Genomic DNA, 22,076 nt, shown 5'->3' on the forward strand with positions numbered 1-22,076 from the left:
TCGCCTTCGTCATCGACGCATTCGACCGCGAAATCATCGCCTGGACGGCGGTTGCCAATGCAGGCATTTCCGGCTCAGACGTGCGTGACATGATGTTGGAGGCGGTCGAGAAACGCTTCCATGCAACACGAGCCCCGCATGCTATCGAGCATCTCTCTGACAATGGCTCGGCTTATACCGCGCGGGACACGAGGCTGTTTGCTCAAGCACTCAATCTGACGCCCTGCTTCACGCCCGTGGCCAGCCCGCAGTCGAACGGAATGTCCGAGGCATTCGTTAAAACCCTGAAGCGGGATTACATCCGTATCTCGGCACTACCGGACGCCGAAACGGCGCTCCGTCTCATCGATGGATGGATTGAAGACTATAATGAAATTCATCCCCATTCCGCGCTCAAGATGGCTTCCCCTCGGCAGTTCATCAGGGCTAAATCAACCTAGCCGACGTGTCCGGCGAAACGGGGTGCACTCCATGAAGAATGCATATTCCTATGTACTCGGCTGGGAAGAGCAACTCAAACAGCTCTTTGCTGCCTATGTTGAGGCCAAGCAGCACCAGAACGTGCTCGATTACGATGATCTTTTGCTCTATTGGGCACAGATGGTGTCAGATCCAGAGCTTGCTGACGATGTTGGCAATCGCTTCGATCATATTCTGGTCGATGAGTATCAGGACACGAACCGTCTTCAGGCATCAATCCTGATGGCACTGAAACCAAGTGGTCGTGGTCTGACGGTCGTCGGTGACGATGCACAATCCATCTATTCCTTCCGCGCGGCTACCATTCGCAATATTCTCGACTTTCCGCAAGAGTTCTCGCCGAGACCTGCTGATATCATCACGCTTGACCGTAATTATCGCTCCACGCAGCCTATCCTTGCGGCCGCTAATGGCGTGATTGATCTTGCCCACGAGCGATTTACCAAGAACCTTTGGACCGATCGTCAATCCGAACAGCGGCCAATGCTCGTGACGGTGCGAGACGAGAGCGATCAGGCGAACTATATCGTCGAGCAGGTCCTGGTAAATCGAGAGGTAGGCGTTACGCTTAAGCAGCAGGCGGTACTATTTCGCACGTCAAGCCACAGTGGCCCGCTTGAAGTGGAGCTGACCCGCCGCAATATCCCCTTCGTGAAATTCGGTGGCCTGAAATTCCTCGACAGTGCGCATGTGAAAGACCTGCTTGCTACCTTGAGGTTTGCTCAGAACCCACGTGACCGTGTTGCGGGCTTCCGCCTTTTGCAGATGCTACCTGGTGTTGGCCCCCAGACGGCTGGCAAAATTCTCGACACAATTGCCACGGACCCCGAACCGCTCCAATCGCTCGCCGAAATTCCACCACCGCCCCGGAGCGGCGACGACTGGCCGGCCTTTATCGATCTGCTTTCAAGTCTTCGAAAAGTCGAAGGCGGATGGCCGGGAGAAATCGGTCTGGCACGCAACTGGTATGAACCGCATCTCGAACGTATTCACGAAGATGCCGATACGCGAAAAGCAGATCTGGTTCAACTTGAGCAGATTGCCAATGGCTATCCAAGCCGCGAGCGGTTCCTCACCGAACTGACGCTTGATCCTCCTGATGCAACGAGCGATCAGGCAGGTGTGCCACTTCTTGACGAGGATTATTGATCCTCTCCACCATCCATTCCGCCAAAGGGCAGGAATGGCGTTCCGTTTACATGCTCAACGTTGTCGATGGTTGCATGCCATCGGATCTAGGAGCGGGAACGACGGCCGAGTTGGAAGAAGAGCGTCGTCTACTTTACGTCGGCATGACGCGAGCCCGTGACAAACTCACGCTTATCACACCACAGCGTTTTTTTACCTATGGTCAAAATGTGAAGGGTGACCGACACGTTTATGCTTCGCGCACGCGGTTCATACCCAGCTCATTGCTTCATTTGTTTGAGAAAACGAGTTGGCCGAAAGTTTCCGCCTCTGCGAGCGAACGCAGCGCGCGTGATGTCCGTATAGATGTCGGCGCGCGGATGCGAAGCATGTGGAAGTAAAGTTGCGTTACTGTCAGGCGCCTGTAACTGTAGACCCACTGGACTGGCTCATTTTGGGCTATTGTCTGTTGCAGCTTGCATTCTGAAAGTCGCTAATCCGCTCAATACAATGACAGCAGCCCCAAGCAGTGTCAGTGCGTCCGGTATTGAGCCAAAGACAAGGTAGCCCAGCCCTATCGCCCAGATCAGATGGGTATAGGAAACAGGTGCCAAGCGGGAAAGCTGTGCTTCTGGCCTGCGATAGGCGATGGCGATGGCCACGTGCGCTGCAAGCCATAGCACCCCCATCAGCACGGACATGACGCCTTCAAAGAAATCGGGAACGACAAAAACGAACGGTTGGCCGATTGAAAGTATCACAAGCCCGCTCATTGCCGAATAAGCCAGTGTCGTTTCAAGTGAATCGACCAGTACGGCCTTGCGTGTCATCACCATTGCCGTTGCCCAGCAAGCCGCGGAGGCGATGGAAAACAGTGCTGCTGGATTATAGGCAGCCAGGCCGGGGCGCAGAATGACGATAACCCCGATCAATCCGCCTGCAACTCCAAACCAACGAGACCAGTTCACGCGTTCTTTCAACAGAAAAACGGATAGAAGCGTGACGAATGCCGGGGAAAGAAAGACCAGCGCCGTGGCTTCGGCCATGGGCTGCAACCTCAGCGCCATCACCAGCAGGATCGTCGCACCCGCCATGCCAAACCCGCGTATGATCTGGGCACCCGGTCGTGCGCTTGGTTTTGGCAATCCTTTTCGCAGACAAAGGACACCAAACAACATCGCCGCCGCGAGATAGCGAAACCAACCTATCTGGATAGGGTGAAAGCTCACTGACAGCTTCTTGGCGATTGCATCCGAAGCCGTAAAGAGTGCCATCGCCAGCAGGCACAGGAGAAGGCTCTCCCTGCCCCGCCAAAGCGCTCGTGGACTTATCCCCCTGCCAAGGGTGGCGACATAGTGAGCAATCATGGTCGCACTTCAGGACTTTCGGACTTCGAGAACGACACCTGCCTCGTTGCGCGTATCGAAGTAGCAAAAGCCACCGCCATCTGTCCGTTTGCCTCGAGCTATGACTGGCAAGCCGAGGCTGCGACCACGCGCTTCGGCTTCGTCGCGGTCTTCGACCTCAAAGCCGAGGTGATAAACACCTTCACCCCTTTCATCGAGAAACCGCTTTTGCGGCGAGTCCAGAATACCGGGGTCGCACAGCTGTACCTGGACATTGTCAAGGTTCACGCACTTATAGCGCATAGCCTTGGATGCTTCCTTGTTGGGAACCTCAAACTCCAGATACTCGCCCGACTTAGGGTAGTCGAACCATGGTCCCACCCCAAGGCTTTCATAATAGGCTACGGCCTTCTCAAGATCTTTGACGACGATGCAGATATGGTGAAGGTTCTGGAAGATAGTGTTCATGTGGATTTCTCGATATTGGAAAATTGACAATAGTTTTCACTGCTCCGGTTTCAGAAACCGGGAGTTGGCGTTCATCAGGGGATAGAGTGTTGACTAGGTCAGGCTAGATCTGGATTGCCGGTTCGACGATCGCCATGGTCTTTTCAACATGCTCACGCGCTGCCCGCTCGGCCTGATCTTCATCGCGCGAAATCAAAGCATCGACGATCTGTCGATGCTGGAGATTTGTCTTCTGCACTTCCTCATTCGAAAACAGGATCGGAACCCGCAACATCCAGTAGTGAAACTGTGTTCGCTCGTGGAACTGCGCCAGAAACATATTGTCTGCACTGTCTACGATCAGATTATGAAACTCATTGTTTAGGCGATTGAGTTCAGGGCGGGTCATCCCCTCTCCCGGCTCCATGGCTTCAATCAGGCGCTGAAGTTCATCGAAGGTTTCCGATGATGCATGACGGGCAGCGAGCCGCGCTGTTGCCCCTTCAATGGCCGCACGACTTTCGAATATGGCGCGTATCTGGCTGCGGTCGACATTCTCGACAACCCATCCCCGCCCCGGACCGAGCAGTCCCTCGCCTTTCAGCAACAAAAGAGCCTCGCGAACCGGCGTGCGACCAACGCCAAGCCGCTCACACAGTTCTTCTTCGAGTAAGCGCTGGCCTGGCTTCAGCTCTGAGCCCAGAATCATGCTGCGGATGCGAGTCCGAACATCTTTTCCGATAGGCTCACCGCCAGATTCTTTCTTTGCCGCCATTTTTCAGTCTCCGAATCATCCGGGCATTGTAGAGGCAGGCAATACCCGCGCAAGAAACTGTCGCGCCCGCTCGCTGTCTGGATTGGTGAAGAATTTTGCGGAAGGCGCATCCTCAGCCACCTGCCCGCCTTCCATGAAGATCACGCGATCCGCGACATCGCGGGCAATCGCCATATCGTGGGTCGCGATCACCATAGTCTGGCCTTCTTCAGCCAGTGCACGAATGGTGACCACCACTTCTTGTGCCAGCTCCGGATCAAGCGCGCTCGTGGGTTCATCAAGCAGCAAGACGCGAGGCTCCATCGCCAAAGCACGGGCAATAGCAACGCGCTGCTGCTGACCGCCGGATAACGCCGAAGGATAGGAATCCGCCTTCGTTTTCAGGCCGACCTTGTCGAGCAGCGCCATTGCGACTTCTGCGGCTTCGGCTCTCGGACGCTTCAAGACGTGCACAGGGCCGCTCATGACATTCTGGATCGCCGTCATGTGACGGAAAAGGTTGAAGTGTTGAAACACCATACCAATTTTTTGCCGCTGGCGGCTGAGTTCACGATCGGAAAGCTCATGCAATGCTGTGGCGGTTTCCTGATAACCGATCAGTTCGCCATAAACATAAATCCTGCCGGAACTGATGCGGTCGAGATGATTGAGGCAGCGCAGCATGGTTGACTTTCCGGCACCCGAAGGTCCGAGCAAGGCAACTACCTGGCCTGCGGGAACATCAAAGCTCACCCCGCTGAAAGCACTCACGGAACCCCAGTTCTTTGACACATTGATCGCCGATACTGCCGGCATATTTTTGGCTGACGTGCTCATCGTTGCGGGAATACCTTTTCTAGCGTGGTCTGGATCGCGGTCGCAAAGGCTGTCATCACGAGATACCAGAACGCCGCTACCGCAAGCAGTTCCACCACGTGGAAATTGGAGGAGTAAATGTCCGTCGCCACACGCAACAACTCAAGATAGCCGATGGCCGATGCGAGAGAAGACGACTTCAGCAGCATGATATACTGATTGCCTGCCGCCGGTATGATGATCCGTCCTGCTTGCGGAATGACCACTTGCGTCAGCACTTTTCGCTGCGTCATACCCAATGCTGTTGCAGCTTCGCGTTGTCCCTTGTCCACGGCCAGAATACCACCGCGAATGATCTCGCTCATATAGGCGCCTTCAGCCAGGCTGAGGCCTGCCAAGGCTGCGAGAAATGGCGTCACAACCGACGTTGTTGGGGCATCAATGAGCGGCAACTCCATGAACGGAAGGGCGATATAAATGCTGGGAAACATGATCGGCACGGCATTAAACCAGAAGATAAGCTGGATAAGCATCGGAGTGCCGCGAAACAGATATACATAGATCGCGGAAATAACCGACAGAATTGGGTTTCCACTGACGCGCATCAAAGCCGAGACAAATCCGATCAGCGTGGCAATAATCAAAGCCAGTGTTCCAAGGACCAGCGCATTGATGGCGCCCATTACGATCAGAGGGCTAAAAATATAATCTCTGAAGACTGCGAAATCGAGAATTTGCGCCCGCAACGACGCCATTGCGATAGACGCGACGCAGGCCAGGACAATGGCGCCTAAAACCCACGAGCCCCAGCGGCGCCTGTGAATGATTGGCAAGTTGGAAGTTTGGTGAAGAATACTGGCATCCATTGCCCTGGTTCCAATGTCAATTACGTTTGCTTGCAGGCAAATTGATTGTGATTTCCGGCAGAACGCCGCCACCTACGCCCCATTTGTTCATGATGGATTGATAAGCGCCATCAGCCTTCATTTCTTCTGTCGCCTTTTTTACCGCATCGCGCAGGCCACTCTGGCTTTTCGCAAAGCCCCAGGACGTGATGTAGGGTGTCAGGATATAGTTGCCGCCGGCGATCGCATATTTGCCGGGAAACTGGGACCCCATATAAACGAGCGCCGGAAAGTCACCCAGATAGGCGTCGACGCGTTTGAGATCGAGCTGCATGCGCGCGTCGGGCGCGGAAGGCAACTGGTCTGCAACAATAGCGGCTGCGCCATTCTTCTGGCATGTAGCAGAGGCTTCTTCGACCTTGGCCATGATGACCCGGCTTCCCAGAAGCGTCGCAACCTTCTTGCCGCAGAAATCAGCAATAGTCTTGTATTTGCTTTCGTCTTCAGCACGCACCAGCATGCTGCCGCCCGACATCATGTAGTTGACGAAATCGAGTTTCTGCTCACGCTCTTCAGTGTCGCTGATACCACCCGACGCCATGTCGAAGCGTTTTGCCTCAATACCCGGGATGAGCGCTGAATATTCGGCTTGGACGAATTGCATTTTCACATTGAGACGCTTGGCAATTTCCCGCAGCAGATCGGCGCTTGCACCGCTGACTTCCTGGCTCCCCGGCTCGCGAAATTCAATGGGCGGAAATGTCTGTTGCGAACCAACGGTGAGCGTGCCGCGGTCGCGAATTTCCTGCGGTACCAGGGATGCCGCATCCTGCGCAAAAGCCTGTCCGGACGCCATCGCGGTTAGTACGCAAACGGCGCTCATAAATGGAAGTCGATGCTTATTCATTAAAAGTTCCCCACTCTTTGTTTTTATCTTTGGTGTTTAAGGCGATGGGCAGCCCATCGCCTTAAAATGGCCTTACCGTGTTTCCGCACCCCGTCCCGGTATCTTGGACGGATTGGGACGATCGGCGCGCGGGCATTCCGCAGCTGCGTCGAAAACGCCGGTGACCTTGTCAATATACTCTTGAGGGAAGTTCCACTGCTTCAGGCCCGCCGGAATATGCTCCCAGTAGAAGTTTGGCGGACGCATTGCAATGCCCGGCGTAATGAGGCGGTAGGTCCAGCAATCATACATCTTGCCGTCGTCGCCATAGACGGTGACGCAGCAACGTTCGAAGTCGTCATAATCTTCTTCGAAGTGGTTTTCATCATGCTCGAACACAACGCCGAATGCCTTTTCGCCATAAGCTTCCGCCGTATTGAGAAAATGGCACCAGCCACGATCCTTGCGCTCACCCGCAGCATGGAAACGGAGCGCGTGATTGGCCGCATAACCCTTGGTGATCGACTTGGCCTCCGGCATATAGCGCCCGACTTCGATGTCGTGCAGCCAGGTGCAGTAAGCGAAATAGTACATCATTACCTCTTCCAGAATGACAGCAGACCGACAGCCACCGTCACCTAAGTTTACGTGTTTCACAGGCACAGACATGCCCCGCACAACGGAACTGGCCTCAACCTTTCCCGTATACATAAAAATATATTTTAGCGTATATTTTTGTCAAGCTTGATTGTTTGCTGATACGGAAAATATCGTTTCGGGCACACAGAGGGGAAAACCGACGGTCAGTTGGAACGTCCGTCGGCTGGATTTGCGGATGCGAAAGAGCCAACCTGCCGAACCTGCACAAGGGAGAAACCACTATGCAATTTGAATTCGCGCACACGCACGCCTATCCCGGATGCAAAGTCCGGATCACTGACGAGAATGTTGATACGGAGGTGGTCGTAATGTTCAGCGATGGCGTTATCACGCAGGGGAAATGTGAACGCCAAACGGATTCTATCCTCCTGGCCATATCGTCTTACGAAACAGCAAGAGGCACAAAAATAGCTGAGAAAGTCTGGATCTTGCGACCTGATGCCAAACAAGGTCATTGGAAAGTCTCAGCGAGACTCCCGACATAATCACACTGATGAGCAAACAGACAATTCAGACAGTCAGGTGGCTTCTCGCCCTTGACGTGTCGAGTACTTCCGCCGGACCATCCAGAACGATTTCGCCCCGATCCATAATGTAGACGTAATCGGCGAGCTCGCGACAGAAATCGAGATATTGTTCGACCAGCAGAATGGCCATCCCAGCTGAGTCCCGCAAATAGCGGATTGCACGGCCAATATCCTTGATGATCGACGGCTGGATGCCCTCTGTCGGCTCGTCCAGTACCAGAATACGCGGTCTCAAAACCATGGCCCGACCGATGGCCAGCTGCTGCTGCTGCCCGCCGGAAAGATCGCCGCCACGACGCGGCAGCATATCCTTCAGCACCGGAAACAGGCTGAATATCTCGTCGGGAATGAACCGTTCCGAACGTTTCAGCGAAGCATAACCGCTTTCCAGATTTTCCCTCACTGTCAGCAGCGGAAATATCTCACGCCCCTGCGGAACATAGCCCATACCCCGACTGGCGCGCGCATAAGGCGGCAGATTTTTCATATCCACATCATCGAAAACGACAGTGCCGCCGCTCAGCGTCTGCTGCCCGGTAACGGCGCGCAACAAGCTGGTCTTGCCGACACCATTGCGCCCAAGCACACAGGTGATGCGTCCCGCTTCTGCCTTCAGCGACACGCCGCGCAAGGCCTGTGCCGCACCATAATGAAGGCTCACATTTTCAACGCTCAACATAAGAAGCTCCCCTTAGCGCCCAAGATAGTTCTCGATCACTTTCGGATCGGAGCTGACGAAATCGATAGACCCTTCCGCAAGCACGCTGCCCTCAGCAAGACACGTCACCTTCACACCCAAATCGCGGATGAAGCCCATGTCGTGCTCCACCACCACAACCGAACGCGTCTTGGCGATCTCCTTGAGCAGGAGGGCCGTTTCAGCGGTCTCGGCGTCCGTCATGCCTGCCACCGGTTCGTCAACCAGCAAAAGCTTGGGCTCCTGCGCCAGCAACATGCCAATTTCCAGCCACTGTTTCTGGCCATGCGAGAGATTGGCGGCGAGGTCATCGCGCCGCGCCCACAGGCGCACCGTCTTCAATATTTCTTCAATGCGGTCGCGATCGGCTTTGTCCTGGCGATAAAGAAGCGTTGCAAAAACCCCACGCTTGCGATCCAGCGCAAGCTCGATATTGTCCCAGACCGTATGGCTCTCGAATACCGTCGGCTTCTGGAATTTGCGGCCAATGCCAATCTGGGCAATGTCGGCCTCGTCCTTCCTCGTGAGATCGATATCGCCTTCAAAGAAAACTTCGCCTTCATCCGGCTTCGTCTTGCCGGTGATGATGTCCATCATCGTCGTCTTGCCGGCGCCGTTCGGGCCAATAATGGCCCGCAACTCGCCCGGCTCAATGACGAAGGACAGTGAGTTCAGTGCTTTGAACCCATCGAAGGAAACCGACACGCCATTAAGATAAAGCAGACTGTTGGTGGTCTCGCTCATGATGCCCCTCACTCCGCAGCCGTTGCTTGCAGTTTGGTCTCGTCTCCCGATGCCGCCGCTGCGGGTTTGCGTGACGCCATAAGTGCGCGGAACGTGCCGACAATGCCTTTTGGCAAGAAAAGCGTAACGGCGACGAACAGTGCGCCCAATACAAACAGCCACATTTCCGGAAAAGCGGTCGTGAAGATGCTTTTGCCGAAATTGACCAGCACAGCGCCAATCACCGGCCCTATGAGCGTCGCCCGACCACCCACGGCAGTCCAGATGACGACTTCGATGGAATTGGCCGGGGCGAATTCTCCCGGATTGATGATGCCGACCTGCGGCACATAAAGTGCACCCGCGACAGCAGCCATCATCGCCGAAACGGTAAAGATGAATAGCTTGTAGTTTTCAGGTCTGTAACCTAGAAATCGCGTACGGCTTTCAGCGTCACGCACGCTGACCAAAACCTTGCCGAACTTCGATCTGACCACCGCGGAACTGAAAATCAGCGCAATAGCCAGCACGACTGCCGAAGCAGCGAAAAGCGCGGCGCGCGTGCCGTCCGCCTGAATGTTGAAGCCCAGAATATCCTTGAAATCGGTCAGGCCGTTATTACCGCCGAACCCCATTTCGTTGCGGAAGAAAGCCAACATCAACGCATAGGTCATCGCTTGCGTGATGATCGACAGATAGACACCGGTCACGCGGGAGCGGAAAGCGAACCAGCCGAAGATGAAGGCCAACGAACCCGGCACCAGCAGCACCATCAGGAATGCAAACCAGAAGTGATCGAAGCCGAACCAGTACCATGGCAATTCCTTCCAGTTGAGGAACACCATAAAATCGGGCAGCTCCGGATTTCCATAGACGCCGCGCGCGCCGATCTGGCGCACCAGATACATGCCCACGGCATAACCGCCGAGCGCGAAGAACGCGGCGTGACCCAGAGAAAGAATACCACAGAAACCCCAGACCAGATCGAGCGCCAATGCCAGCATGGCATAGGTCAGATACTTGCCGAGCAGCGACACCATATAGGTCGGCACATGCAATGGATGATCCGTTGCCGTCAGCAGGTTGAGTGCCGGAACAGTGAGGGCGGCGGCAATCAGGATTGCAGCGGCGATAAAGACACCACGGTCGAGCGTTCGGAACAGAAATGCCGTGATCATGCTTCCACCGCCCTGCCCTTGAGAGCGAACAAGCCGCGCGGGCGCTTTTGAATGAAGAGAATGATGAGCACCAGCACCAGTATCTTGCCGAGTACCGCTCCGGCATAAGGTTCAAGGAACTTGTTCAGAATGCCGAGCGAGAAGGCGCCGACCAGCGTGCCCCAAAGATTGCCGACACCACCGAACACCACCACCATGAAACTGTCGATGATGTAACCTTGCCCGAGATTGGGCGACACATTGTCGATCTGCGACAGTGCGACACCTGCCATGCCTGCAATACCAGAACCAAGCGCAAAGGTGAAAGCATCGACATAGGGGGTGCGGATGCCCATGGACGAAGCCATGCGCCGGTTCTGGGTGACTGCACGCATTTGCAGACCGAAGTTGGACCGTTTCAACACCGCAAGAAGCGCGAAGAAGACGGCAAGCGAGAACACGATGATCCACAGGCGATTCCAGGTGATGGTCATGCCACCCAGCTCGAAAGCGCCCGACATCCATGTTGGATTGCCAACCTCGCGATTGGTTGGTCCAAACACCGTTCGCACGGCCTGTTGCAGGATCAGGGAAATGCCCCAGGTCGCCAGCAGTGTTTCAAGCGGACGACCATAGAGAAACCGGATGACGCCACGTTCGATCACCAGACCGACCAGCGCCGTGAAGAGGAAAGCCAGTGGCAGGGCGATGGCAAGGGACCAGTCGAACAGCCCCGGATAATTGGTCCGGATCACCTCCTGCACCATGAAAGTGACATAGGCGCCCAGCATGACCATTTCGCCATGCGCCATGTTGATGATGCCCATAACGCCGAAGGTTATGGCAAGGCCAATGGCCGCGAGCAACAGGACGGAACCGAGCGAAAGACCATACCAGACATTCTGTCCAGCGTCCCAGAAAGCCTGCCTTTGCTCGATATGGGCGATAGCGCCATCGAGCACCTCGGCGAGTTCAGGCTGTGCATTGGCACGAGCTGCATTCAGGACAGACAGAGTGGAACGGTCGCCATTATCCTTCAGGAACTGCGCCGCCTTGAGCTTGTCGTCGAGTGGGCGGTCGGATGCCAGAAGTGCCGCAGCCTGCGCCTTCTCCAGCACTGCATGGATTGTCCCATCCTGTTCCTTGCCAAGCGCTGCCTCGATTGCGTCCAATGCTTCCGCATCAGGGCTTCCTGCGACAATTTCAGCAGCCTTAAGCCGTTCCGCCCGATTGGGACTCATCAACGTCAGCCCACCAAGAGCCGTTCGAACCGCGCGGCGTACCGAGTTGTTCACCTTGACCTTTTCCATCGCGCCTTTGGGCGCATCACCTGCCGTCTCACCGCTAACAGGGTCAATGAGCTGCAAGTTCGCACCCGTGGCGTTGGTGATGAAAACCTTGCCGTCGGATTTGCGCGCATAAAGATCGCCATCGCCAAGCGCGTTCAATACAGGCACGACGCGCGTGTCGCCCGTGCTTGCGAGAGCAGAAATCCGGTCCTGCATCTGGGCAAAACTCGCCTTGCCCAAAGCATCGACAAGCCCTTGAAATTCATCCGCTCGGGCTGTCGTCGCGATCGCAGCAAACAGGACAGACAAGACGAGCAGGACGGCTCGTATCCGGCGCTCCATGGCTGACTTCCTTGAATATAAAAGCATTCTTAATTGCGACCCGTTCGGATCTTTGAACTGCAAGGGGCAGGCGCCGTTCTCACCTGCCCTCTGCATCCCCCGTCTATCAGGAGCCGCCCTGACCGCCGCACTTGCCCGTTGCGACATTGAAATTGCCGCAGGACATCGGCTTGCGCCAATCGGAGATCAGATTCTTGGAATCCGGCAGATAATCGGACCATTCATCGCCGACAATCAGACCCGGCGTCTGGCTGACGATTTCAAACTGACCGTTCGACTGGATTTCTCCGATCAGCACCGGCTTGGTGATGTGGTGGTTCGGCATCATGGTCGAATAGCCGCCCGAGAGGTTCGGTACAGACACACCGACCAGCGCATCGATGACCGCATCCTGATCGGTCGTGCCAGCCTTTTCAACGGCTTTCAGCCACATGTTGAAACCAATGAAAGACGCTTCCATCGGATCGTTGGTGACGCGCTTGTCATCCTTGGTGAAGGCGTGCCAGGTTTCGATGAATTTCGCATTGGTTGGGTTGTCCACGGACTGGAAGTAGTTCCATGCCGCGAGATGGCCAACCAGCGGTGCGGTATCGATACCGGCCAGTTCCTCTTCGCCAACCGAGAAGGCGACGACGGGAATATCCTCAGCCTTCACACCCTGATTTGCGAGTTCCTTATAGAAGGGCACATTGGCATCGCCATTGACGGTCGAAACCACAGCGGTCTTCTTGCCCGCCGCACCGAAGCTCTTGATCGCGGCCACTTCCGTCTGCCAGTCGGAGAAACCGAACGGCGTATAGTTGACGCGGATATCTTCCGGCTTTACTCCCTTGGAGACGAGATAGGCTTCAAGAATCTTGTTGGTCGTGCGCGGATAAACGTAGTCGGTGCCTTCCAGAACCCAGCGCTCAACACCCTCGTTCTCCATCAGATAATCGACAGCGGGGATTGCTTGCTGGTTTGGCGCAGCACCCGTATAGAACACGTTGCGCTCGGATTCCTCGCCCTCATACTGAACCGGATAGAACAGGATATTGTCGAGTTCCTTGAAAACCGGCAGAACCGATTTGCGCGACACCGACGTCCAGCAACCGAAAACGGCCGCAACCTTGTCCTGCGAAATCAGCTGGCGGGCCTTTTCCGCGAACAACGGCCAGTCCGAAGCCGGATCGACAACGACAGCCTCAAGCTTCTTGCCAAGAAGGCCACCCTTTTTGTTCTGCTCTTCGATGAGCATCAGCATGGCATCCTTGAGCGTCGTTTCCGAGATAGCCATCGTGCCGGAAAGCGAATGAAGAATGCCAACCTTGATCGTGTCTTCCGCGGCGAGCGCGCCGGAAAGGCTGGGGATGGTGAGCGCGCTTGCAAAAAGTGCGGCAAGCATCTGCGACCGGAATGTCATTGCGTGTCCCTCTCTGTTGGTTCTCCCGGTTCTCCGGGTTATTGCCAACTATTGGGGAGAGGACGCCGTTTCCTTATACGTTAAATGACGTAGTTACCGGGGGGAAATATGCATTAGAACGAAATTCAGGTACCCGGAGATGTGCGTGAAGTTCGTTCTAATTTATTGGCTTCATGCATCGAGCTTCCCAAAAACCGATACCGGCTTTCGGGCCGATGCATTATTGACTTAACCTGCTATCTCTCTTTGAAACGGCCGATAAGGCGCCGGAGGGGAAATGGAGCGGCATGGCAGCGCGGCAACGCATCATCCCGGTCAGAAGGGAATATAACCGCTGGGTCGCGGACGAAACGCTGGAAGATTACGCGCTGCGCTTCACAGCAAAAAGCGCGCGCCGCTTTTCATCCAATCGCATTGCCCACACAGCTATCGGCGCGATTTCCTTCCTCGCACTTGAGGCAATCGGCGGTGCTATCACCCTGTCCTACGGCACCAGCAACGCCATAGCCGCCATCATTGTCGCTAGTCTTGTCATGCTGGCGGTCGGTCTGCCCATCAGCCGCTATGCTATCCGCCATGGCGTCGACATCGATCTGCTAACCCGTGGTGCAAGCTTCGGCTATATCGGTTCGACCGTCACATCGCTTATCTACGCGACATTCACGTTCATCCTGTTCGCAATCGAAGCCTCGATCATGTCAGGCGCGCTGGAACTGGCCTTTGGCATTCCGATGTGGATCGGCTATGTGATCAGCGCTGTGGTGGTGATACCGCTCGTCACCTATGGCGTGCGGATGATCAGCCGTTTCCAGATCGCCACCCAACCCTTCTGGATTGCGCTCAATATTCTTCCCTTCATTTTCATCGCGCTGGTCGATTGGGGAAAATTCGATCTCTGGCTGACCTTCTCCGGCATTCGCACAGGGTTTACCGGCGGAGACAGCGCGCCCTTTGTACTGGCACAATTCGGCGCCGCCTCAGCGGTCATTCTGGCACTGATGGCGCAGATCGGCGAGCAGGTCGATTTCCTGCGCTTTCTGCCGCCAGAGGGCCAGCGCAAATGGCGGCACAAGATTGCCGTGTTTCTTGCCGGACCGGGCTGGGTCGTGCTGGGTGCGCCAAAATTGCTTGCCGGTTCGTTCCTGGTGGTGCTGACGCTAAGCGCTGGCATTCCCGCCGATGTGGCTGCCGATCCGGCGCATATGTATCTGACGGCTTTCGGCTATATGATCCCATCGCATATGGCTGCGCTGCTGCTCACCGTCGCCTTCGTTGTGGTCTCACAGTTGAAGATCAATGTGATGAACGCCTATGCCGGGTCTCTGGCCTGGTCGAACTTCTTCTCCCGCCTGACTCACAGTCATCCGGGCCGCGTGGTCTGGCTGATCTTCAATGTCAGCATTGGCCTGCTTTTGATGCAACTCGGCATTTACAAGGTGCTGGAACAAACGCTCGGTGTCTTCTCCATCATTGCCATGGCCTGGCTCTGCACGATTTCCGTCGATCTTTTTGTCAATAAGCGCCTCGGTCTCTCGCCACCCGGCATCGAGTTCAAACGCGCCCATCTCTACGACATCAATCCGGTTGGCACCGGCACAATGGCCATTGCCTCCATCACAGCCCTCGCAGCCCATTTCGGTGCGTTCGGCGCCATGGCTTCCGCGCTCGCACCCTATATTGCGCTGCTGGTCGCCTTTATCGTCTCTCCGCTGATCGCCTGGAAAACGGGCGGCAAATATTACCTCGCCCGCAAGCCGCGCCAATCCTGGCAGAACAAGCTCGCCATCACCTGCTCGGTTTGCGAACATGATTTCGAGCCGGAAGACATGGCCTGGTGCCCGGCCTATGCCGCTCCGATCTGCTCATTGTGTTGTTCGCTCGACAGCCGCTGCCACGATCTCTGCAAACCCAAAGCGCATCTGCGCGCGCAAAGCGCCGAAGTCGCCCATGCGCTGCTGCCCGCCGCAGTCATCGAAAAACTCTCCACCCGGCTCGGGCGCTATGCGGTTACCGTTGCTGTTTCGGTCGCGTTTCTCGGCACTATCCTCGCGCTGGTGGCCTATCACGCCGGAGCTGCATATCCGGAAACCGCGCAAGTCGTGAACCGCACGATCCTGATCGTGTTCTTCGTTCTGGCGCTGATCGCGGTGATCGTCTGCTGGTTTTACGTGCTGGCCCATGACAGCCGCATCGTCGCCGAAGAGGAATCCTCCCGACAAACTGCCCTTCTGTTGAAGGAAATTTCCGCGCATAAAAAGACCGACGCCGCCCTGCAACAGGCAAAGGATAATGCAGAAGCCGCCAACAGAGCGAAAAGCCGCTACGTCGTTGGCCTCAGCCATGAACTCCGCACCCCGCTCAACGCTGTTCTAGGCTATGCGCAGATACTGGAACGCGACGAAACCATTCCGGCAGCCCGGCAACCTTCGATCAAGCTTATCCGCCGTAGCGCCGACCATCTGTCGGGACTGATTGACGGGCTTCTCGATATTTCCAAGATCGAAACCGGGCATTTGCAGGTCTATTCCAACGAAATCAACCTGCATGATTTTCTCGACCAGATCATCGACATGCTGAAGCCGCAAGCCGAAGCCAAGGGCATAACATTCCGCTACAGCAAGATAGAAACGCTGCCGCAATATGTACGCACTGACGAAAAGCGCCTTCGCCAGATACTGGTCAATCTTCTGACCAATGCGATCAAATTTACCGAGAAAGGTGAAGTCGCGCTCGATGTCGCCTATCGCAATCAGGTGGCCACGTTCAGGATCATGGATACCGGGCGCGGCATTGCGGACAAGGATCTGGAGCGCGTCTTTGAACCCTTTCAGCGGGGCGAGGCCGATCACACCCGCCATCTGCCCGGCCTCGGTCTCGGACTGACGATCACCAAGCTTTTGACCAATACGCTGGGTGGCGAACTGTCCGTTACAAGCACTTACGGCAAGGGCTCGACATTTCAGGTTCGCCTGATGCTGGGCGCCATCGACCGCCCGGTCAATCTGGCTGCACCGACGCGCAAGATCCAGAACTATACCGGGCCGCGCCGCACCCTCATCGTCGTTGACGACAATGACGATCACTGCGCCATGATGCGCGAAATCCTGTCGCCGCTCGATTTCATCGTCTTGACGGCGAAGAGTGGACCGGAATGTCTGACCTTGATCGAAGGCATTCGCCCCGACCTCTATTTCATCGATATCCGCATGCCGGAGATGAATGGATGGGAACTGGTGGCGCGCCTGCGTGAGAGAGGCGAAGTGGCGCCGATCATCATGCTCTCAGCAAACATCGGCGACGGAACCCGGCCCGATACCTTGCCCGACAATGCCCATAACGACACACTGACCAAACCATTCGATATAAGACAAATCCACGCCAAGCTTGCCGTGCATCTCGGCTTCGAATGGATCTACGAACAGGGTGTGGAAAACAAAGCCGCCGTTCGACCCGCTGTTATCGACAGTCCTGCCCTTTCCGATTTGCACGATCTTATTCGTCTCGGTGAAATTGGTTATGTGCGGGGGGTTGAAGCCAAACTCACACTTCTTGCGCAAGACGAAAACCTTGTCCCCTTTGTCGAAAATGCAAGGGATTATATTCGCGCTTTCAACATGTCAGGCTACGATATGTTTCTGCGCAATCTCGAACAGAAACTGGACGACCAGCCATGACCGTACGCGATACCGTTCTCATTGTTGACGACTCGCCCCAAACGCTTGGCTTCCTGACCGAAGCGCTCGAACAGGCCGGATATTCCGTTTTGATCGCGACATCAGGTGCAGCTGCGCTTGGCATTGCGGAACGTATCACACCGGACATGATCCTGATGGACGCAGTCATGCCGGGAATGGACGGCTTCGAAACCTGCCGCCAGCTCAAGGCAAATCCGGCCATCTCGCAAGTCCCGATCGTCTTCATGACCGGCCTAACCGAAACCGAACATATCGTTCACGCGCTTGAAGCCGGTGGGGTCGATTATCTGACCAAGCCGATCAATATCGATGAATTGCGCGCGCGCATAAAAGTCCATCTGACCAATGCACGCTCTGTGCAAAGCGCACGTGTGGCGCTTGATGCCAGTGGCCGGCATCTTTTCGCGGTCGATCGTGACGGAACGATCTTATGGTCCACCCCACAAGCCGTGCGCCTGATGGACAGTGTCAGCGACAACGGGAACGGTCAGGTGCTTTTGCAGCAGAAATGCGCAGAGCGACTTCAAGCGCGAAACCGACGCGAAATTGCCGACGATGTGCCTGAAGTCATCGCAGCCAACGGCCAGATTTCGCTGCAACTGACTCATCTCGGTTCTACAGGGCCGAATGAGTTTCTATTCCGCTTGACCGCGATCAGCGAAACCGGCGAACAGGATATGTTGCGCCGCCATTTCGGCCTGACGGCACGAGAAAGTGATGTCTTGCTTTGGGTCGCACGCGGAAAAACAAATCGCGACATCGGCACGATTCTCGACCTCAGCGCTCGCACCGTGAACAAGCACCTTGAGCAAATCTATGTGAAACTAGGCGTTGAAAACCGCGCAGCCGCAGCTGTGAAGGCGACTATAGTCGTTTACAAGTAAAATATAAATCAATAAATGCCATCATAGGTCGATAGTATATTATATCATAATTTAATTGATTACGTTCCATTAAAATTAAAATAAGCACAAACTCGTGATTTTTCTGTCGCATTTTTCGGCGTATAAATTGTTAAATATATCATTTATTAAATGGTGATAATTTACCGAGAATTTATACGCAAATATTATTGAATTCCACCTTATATAATCAGGACTAATATGGACATTGATAGAATACGCCAGCAGGCTTATGCCATGCCGCTGACCAGCCCGTCCTTCGGTCGGGGCCCGTTTCGCTTCTGCAATCGGGAATTTTTAGTCTTAACCTACCGAACGGACATGGATGCTCTCCGGGCCGTGGTCCCTGAGCCGTTGGAGGTTCATGAACCCATTGTACATTACGAATTTATTCGCATGCCCGATTCCGCTGGATTTGGTAGCTACACTGAGAGCGGCCAGGTTATTCCGGTCAGCCTTCATGGTGTCAAAGGCAGCTACACCCACGCCATGTATTTGGACGACCACGCACCAATTGCGGGTGGCCGTGAGATCTGGGGCTTCCCCAAGAAATTTGCACAGCCTCGTCTGGAGGTCGTTCAGGATACGTTGATCGGCACCCTGGATTACGGTCCAGTGCGTATTGCCACTGGCACCATGGGTTACAAATATCAAGATATGGAACAGGCGAAACTGCTCGACGATATGAAGCGTCCCGGCTTTCTGCTGAAAATCATTCCGCATGTGGACGGTAGTCTGCGGATTTGCGAACTGGTTCAGTATCACATGGGCGATATTCGTCTGCAGGGGGCCTGGTCTGGACCCGGCGCATTGGAACTGCATCCACACGCACTGGCACCAGTCGCAAAGCTACCAGTACGAGAAGTATTATCCGCAAGTCATTACATCGCCGACCTGACCCTGATGCACGGGCGCGTGGTTCATGACTACCTCGCCTGATGCTGGATGACTGGCATCAACCAAGTTGTACTGCGCAGTTGGCGTTATCCAACATCCTCGCTCGGATCACGCGCTCAAAGGAATAGTAAACATGTCTTTGAAAAACAAAGTTGCACTCATCACCGGCTCCGGTGGCGGCTTGGGCAGAAGCATTGCATTGCGATACGCCGAGGAAGGAGCGAAAGTTATCGTTTCCGACCTGTCGTCGGACGCTGTCGCCAAGACCGCGGAAGACATAGAAGCTCTCGGAGGAGAGGCTTTTGGCACTATCATGGACGTGTCGGATGAAGGACAAGTCGATACCGGTGTAAAAGACGCAGCTGCCCATTTCGGTACGATTGATATTCTTATTAGCAATGCGGGAATACAGATCGTTCGACCCGTAGAAGAATTCACACTGGCTGAATGGAAAAAGATGTTGGCCGTCCATCTGGATGGCGCATTTTTAACCACCCGCGCCTGCCTTAAGCATATGTATGCCCAGAAACAGGGTAGCAACATTTATATGGAGTCTGCGCACGCCAAAACAGCCTCCAGGTTGAAGGCGCGCTATGTAACGGCAAAACACGGACTTCTCGGATTATGTCGTGTTGTGGCCAAAGAAGGCGCAGCGCGGGGTGTAAGGGCCAACATGATTTGCCCGGGTTACGTCCGTACTCCACTCGTCGACAAGCAAATCCCGCAGCAAGCTGCCGAATTGGGTATCTCGGAAGATGAGGTCATCAAGATGATGTTGTCCGAAACCGTTGATGGCGAGTTTACGACAGAGCAAGACATCGCAGATGTCGCGGTTTTTCTGGGTGACTTCGAAACCAGTGCACTTACAGGGCAATCCCTGCTCGTGAGCCATGGCTGGATGATGGAATAACGATCACTGCCTGAGAAAACTGACCCGAAGCGTTCACCAAACCGTTTCTCATCATGGTAATCACCCGAGTAAAATTGATGAAAAAAGCTATTAAGAGAAATCGATATTTTTCCCCTTTAGCCCAATACACGGGATGCAGCATACCGGTTTCCGTCGCCTTGACGGCCTGCCTGTTGTCCGGTGCCGCGCATGCCGCCACGATACAAACGGATCAACAGCAATATGCGAAGCAATGGCAACAAGAGCACGGTTCCCTAACCGCGGCTCCACCGCCTGCACTAGCCGCTTTTTTGGCTGAGCATACAACCAAGCCTGTGTCTCATTTTGATACCCTCAGCACCCGCGAGGGGCTAGCGCAATTGACACATCAGTACACTACGCCTCCGTCTGAAGATCTGGCAGTCGTTAATGTCGATGTCGACGCAGACGTACGACGAATTCCGGTGCGTATTTACCAAAGCAAAGCCAGCAAACCGCCATCAACCGCAGCCGGGCAGCGCGATGGTAAGGCACCTGGTGTTTTGTTCTTTATTCACGGCGGCGGCCATCTTAGCGGATCGGTCAATGTGTATGATCCTGTGGCTCGTCACCTGGCCGTAAGCACCGGCAACACTGTAATCGCCGTTGATTATCGCCGTGCCCCGGAAAACCCATTTCCGGCTGGGTTGGACGATGCACGCGCCGTTCTGTTGCAGGCCTACCATCTGCTGGATCAACAGAACATCCCCTATCAGCATCAACTCACACTGGTCGGCGACAGCGGAGGAGGAGCGTTTAGCGCAACCTTGACTGCGGAGATGCAAACCTCCCAGCCCGACCTTATCAATCGTCTGGTCCTTATTTATCCGAGCCTCGATTACACATTGAGCTGGCCGTCAGTGAAGGAGAACGGAACAGGGAAACTACTGGATGAGACAAAGGTGCGATGGTACTTCGATCAATATTTCCAGCATAATGAAGACCGTCTGGCGCATTCCCCACTTAACATGCCGGTTACAAAAGCGTGGCCGCCAGTGCTGTTGTTCAGTGGTGGCCTTGACCCGCTGCGCGATGAGGATTTTGCTTTTGTGGCCCGGTTGAAAGCCTCTGGCATTCCCGTAAAGCATGTGCACTTTCCAGACGTGGTGCATGCCTATCTCATGCTAGAGAATCTGGTGCCGCAGGAAGCCAAAGCAACATATCAAGCCATTGGCGAGTTTGTTCGGGAAGACCATTTGGCCAAAGACTGAACTAGCTAGATCTATCTCCAGGATCACTTAGAAATGGCAGCGCATTAAATAGCGCTGCCATTTATGTTCGAGCTTTGAGACACGACACACAGTCCATCCATCTCGAACACGAGACATCCTAAGAATCCAATCAAAGTGAGGTCAGCAAGACGGTCGGTTCCAACCTGGCTGGACCCTGATAGGGATTGGCATGAATTGCCAGTATCCATAAGCACAAGGTAGCGCTCAGTGCATATATGAGAAGCGCAACACGTCCCGCGCGAATTCTATCCGAATGGGTGGATGCAATGGTGATGATTGTCATGATCGTCAGAGAAATAACGAGATACCATTTATAGGAATCGACAGATGTGGCACCAACCGACAGCCGCATGCTTCTCGCGTCTTGCAAAATATCAAGATCATTCAAAAGATGCGAAATGATTGGCGCTGGAATGTTCTCCTTGCTCATTTTCAATATCACGTCACGGATAGCCTGAAGCGATTTTTCAACGGAGGACGCTGGAGACAGGTTGATATTCTTGATCCACTCGTCGTCAATAACCGCTGTTCGGTAACGCATCAAAGCTTCACGCAGTGGAACGGCACCGATCTCTGGTGAATCTGCGATGCCGACCAATCGAACGATTGCTGAGCGCTCATCGCTCGTCGCCTGATTTGCCTTTGACGTAATCGCCCAGATATCTGCAGCCACAAATCCCAGTGCAAGCGCCCAAGCTGTCGCCACAGTGGCAATGAAAGCCCCTATCGGTATGGAGAGCGGATCACGTTTTGCATAATGCGCAAAGACATACAGCATTGCGCGCCCGAACAGAAAGAATGCCCCTCCCAGAGCGGCAAAGGCAAGGAAAGACATGTAGACGGAAAGAGAAAAGATCGTAACCATTCAACAGCCCCGATTTCTATTTAATTTCCGAAATTATTGTTACGGCATAGACTTTTTA

At 54.7% G+C, this 22,076-nt stretch carries 19 protein-coding genes and 1 pseudogene; 7 read left to right on the forward strand and 13 right to left on the reverse strand.

Annotated elements, in window-relative coordinates:
* Positions 1-440, forward strand: a 440-nt coding sequence (locus tag ACTJKP_RS22320; RefSeq protein ID WP_440631580.1) for an integrase core domain-containing protein, incomplete at its 5' end; no start/stop codon positions are given.
* Between the two features lie 52 nt (positions 441-492).
* Positions 493-2,009: pseudogene (locus ACTJKP_RS22325) on the forward strand (ATP-dependent helicase); the annotation flags it as partial.
* A gap of 48 nt (positions 2,010-2,057) precedes the next feature.
* Here ACTJKP_RS22325 and ACTJKP_RS22330 read toward each other — a convergent pair.
* The 12 genes from ACTJKP_RS22330 to urtA all read right to left on the reverse strand — a co-directional run bounded on the left by ACTJKP_RS22330 (position 2,058) and on the right by urtA (position 13,481).
* Entirely contained in the window at positions 2,058-2,975 is a 918-nt protein-coding gene (locus tag ACTJKP_RS22330) for a DMT family transporter (RefSeq protein ID WP_440632219.1), read from the reverse strand.
* A 9-nt stretch (positions 2,976-2,984) separates the two neighbouring features.
* The gene (locus ACTJKP_RS22335; protein ID WP_138784403.1) at positions 2,985-3,422 is read right to left on the reverse strand and encodes a VOC family protein; all 438 of its coding nucleotides are present in this window, start codon (positions 3,420-3,422) and stop codon (positions 2,985-2,987) included.
* Positions 3,423-3,525: 103 nt separating this feature from the next.
* Positions 3,526-4,176, reverse strand: coding sequence for a GntR family transcriptional regulator (locus tag ACTJKP_RS22340; RefSeq protein ID WP_440632220.1), 651 nt, complete (start codon positions 4,174-4,176; stop codon positions 3,526-3,528).
* 15 nt (positions 4,177-4,191) lie between these two features.
* The gene (locus ACTJKP_RS22345; RefSeq protein ID WP_440632241.1) at positions 4,192-4,971 is read right to left on the reverse strand and encodes an amino acid ABC transporter ATP-binding protein; all 780 of its coding nucleotides are present in this window, start codon (positions 4,969-4,971) and stop codon (positions 4,192-4,194) included.
* A gap of 17 nt (positions 4,972-4,988) precedes the next feature.
* A complete protein-coding gene (locus ACTJKP_RS22350; RefSeq protein WP_440632221.1) occupies positions 4,989-5,837 on the reverse strand; it encodes an amino acid ABC transporter permease in 849 nt (282 codons plus the stop codon).
* Positions 5,838-5,853: 16 nt separating this feature from the next.
* Entirely contained in the window at positions 5,854-6,723 is an 870-nt protein-coding gene (locus ACTJKP_RS22355; RefSeq protein WP_440632222.1) for an ABC transporter substrate-binding protein, read from the reverse strand.
* A gap of 72 nt (positions 6,724-6,795) precedes the next feature.
* Complete coding sequence (locus ACTJKP_RS22360) at positions 6,796-7,299, reverse strand: gamma-glutamylcyclotransferase family protein (protein ID WP_440632223.1); 504 nt, start codon at positions 7,297-7,299, stop codon at positions 6,796-6,798.
* A gap of 573 nt (positions 7,300-7,872) precedes the next feature.
* Positions 7,873-8,568 carry an urea ABC transporter ATP-binding subunit UrtE gene (gene urtE, locus ACTJKP_RS22365; RefSeq protein ID WP_440632224.1) on the reverse strand — a complete coding sequence of 232 codons (696 nt, stop codon included), beginning with the start codon at positions 8,566-8,568 and terminating at the stop codon, positions 7,873-7,875.
* Positions 8,569-8,580: 12 nt separating this feature from the next.
* Positions 8,581-9,330 (reverse strand): urea ABC transporter ATP-binding protein UrtD, encoded by a 750-nt coding sequence (gene urtD, locus ACTJKP_RS22370; RefSeq protein ID WP_440632225.1) that lies wholly within the window; start codon positions 9,328-9,330, stop codon positions 8,581-8,583.
* Between the two features lie 8 nt (positions 9,331-9,338).
* Positions 9,339-10,487 carry an urea ABC transporter permease subunit UrtC gene (gene urtC, locus ACTJKP_RS22375; RefSeq protein WP_440632226.1) on the reverse strand — a complete coding sequence of 383 codons (1,149 nt, stop codon included), beginning with the start codon at positions 10,485-10,487 and terminating at the stop codon, positions 9,339-9,341.
* Positions 10,484-12,097, reverse strand: a complete 1,614-nt coding sequence (gene urtB, locus ACTJKP_RS22380) for an urea ABC transporter permease subunit UrtB (protein WP_440632227.1) — start codon at positions 12,095-12,097, stop codon at positions 10,484-10,486. The genes urtC and urtB overlap by 4 nt, the downstream gene beginning before the upstream one ends.
* Positions 12,098-12,203: 106 nt before the next feature.
* On the reverse strand, positions 12,204-13,481 hold the full coding sequence (urtA, locus tag ACTJKP_RS22385) for an urea ABC transporter substrate-binding protein (protein WP_440632242.1): 1,278 nt from the start codon (positions 13,479-13,481) through the stop codon (positions 12,204-12,206).
* 305 nt (positions 13,482-13,786) lie between these two features.
* Here urtA and ACTJKP_RS22390 point away from each other — a divergent pair, with 305 nt between their 5' ends.
* The 5 genes from ACTJKP_RS22390 (at position 13,787) to ACTJKP_RS22410 (ending at position 21,132) form a co-directional block, all read left to right on the forward strand.
* Positions 13,787-17,173 carry a hybrid sensor histidine kinase/response regulator gene (locus ACTJKP_RS22390; RefSeq protein ID WP_440632228.1) on the forward strand — a complete coding sequence of 1,129 codons (3,387 nt, stop codon included), beginning with the start codon at positions 13,787-13,789 and terminating at the stop codon, positions 17,171-17,173.
* Positions 17,170-18,078 (forward strand): response regulator, encoded by a 909-nt coding sequence (locus ACTJKP_RS22395; RefSeq protein WP_440632229.1) that lies wholly within the window; start codon positions 17,170-17,172, stop codon positions 18,076-18,078. Before ACTJKP_RS22390 ends, ACTJKP_RS22395 begins: the two co-directional genes overlap by 4 nt.
* 219 nt (positions 18,079-18,297) lie before the next feature.
* The gene (locus ACTJKP_RS22400) at positions 18,298-19,035 is read left to right on the forward strand and encodes an acetoacetate decarboxylase (protein WP_440632230.1); all 738 of its coding nucleotides are present in this window, start codon (positions 18,298-18,300) and stop codon (positions 19,033-19,035) included.
* Between the two features lie 91 nt (positions 19,036-19,126).
* Positions 19,127-19,903, forward strand: a complete 777-nt coding sequence (locus ACTJKP_RS22405; RefSeq protein WP_440632231.1) for a 3-hydroxybutyrate dehydrogenase — start codon at positions 19,127-19,129, stop codon at positions 19,901-19,903.
* Positions 19,904-19,980: 77 nt separating this feature from the next.
* Positions 19,981-21,132, forward strand: coding sequence for an alpha/beta hydrolase (locus ACTJKP_RS22410; protein ID WP_440632232.1), 1,152 nt, complete (start codon positions 19,981-19,983; stop codon positions 21,130-21,132).
* 130 nt (positions 21,133-21,262) lie between these two features.
* Here the strand turns inward: ACTJKP_RS22410 and ACTJKP_RS22415 are convergent, their stop codons facing one another.
* A complete protein-coding gene (locus ACTJKP_RS22415) occupies positions 21,263-22,018 on the reverse strand; it encodes a hypothetical protein (RefSeq protein WP_440632233.1) in 756 nt (251 codons plus the stop codon).
* Between the last annotated feature and the right edge of the window lie 58 nt (positions 22,019-22,076).

It is taken from the genome of Brucella sp. 22210, from assembly GCF_052045675.1.
Classification (GTDB): Bacteria; Pseudomonadota; Alphaproteobacteria; order Rhizobiales; family Rhizobiaceae; genus Brucella.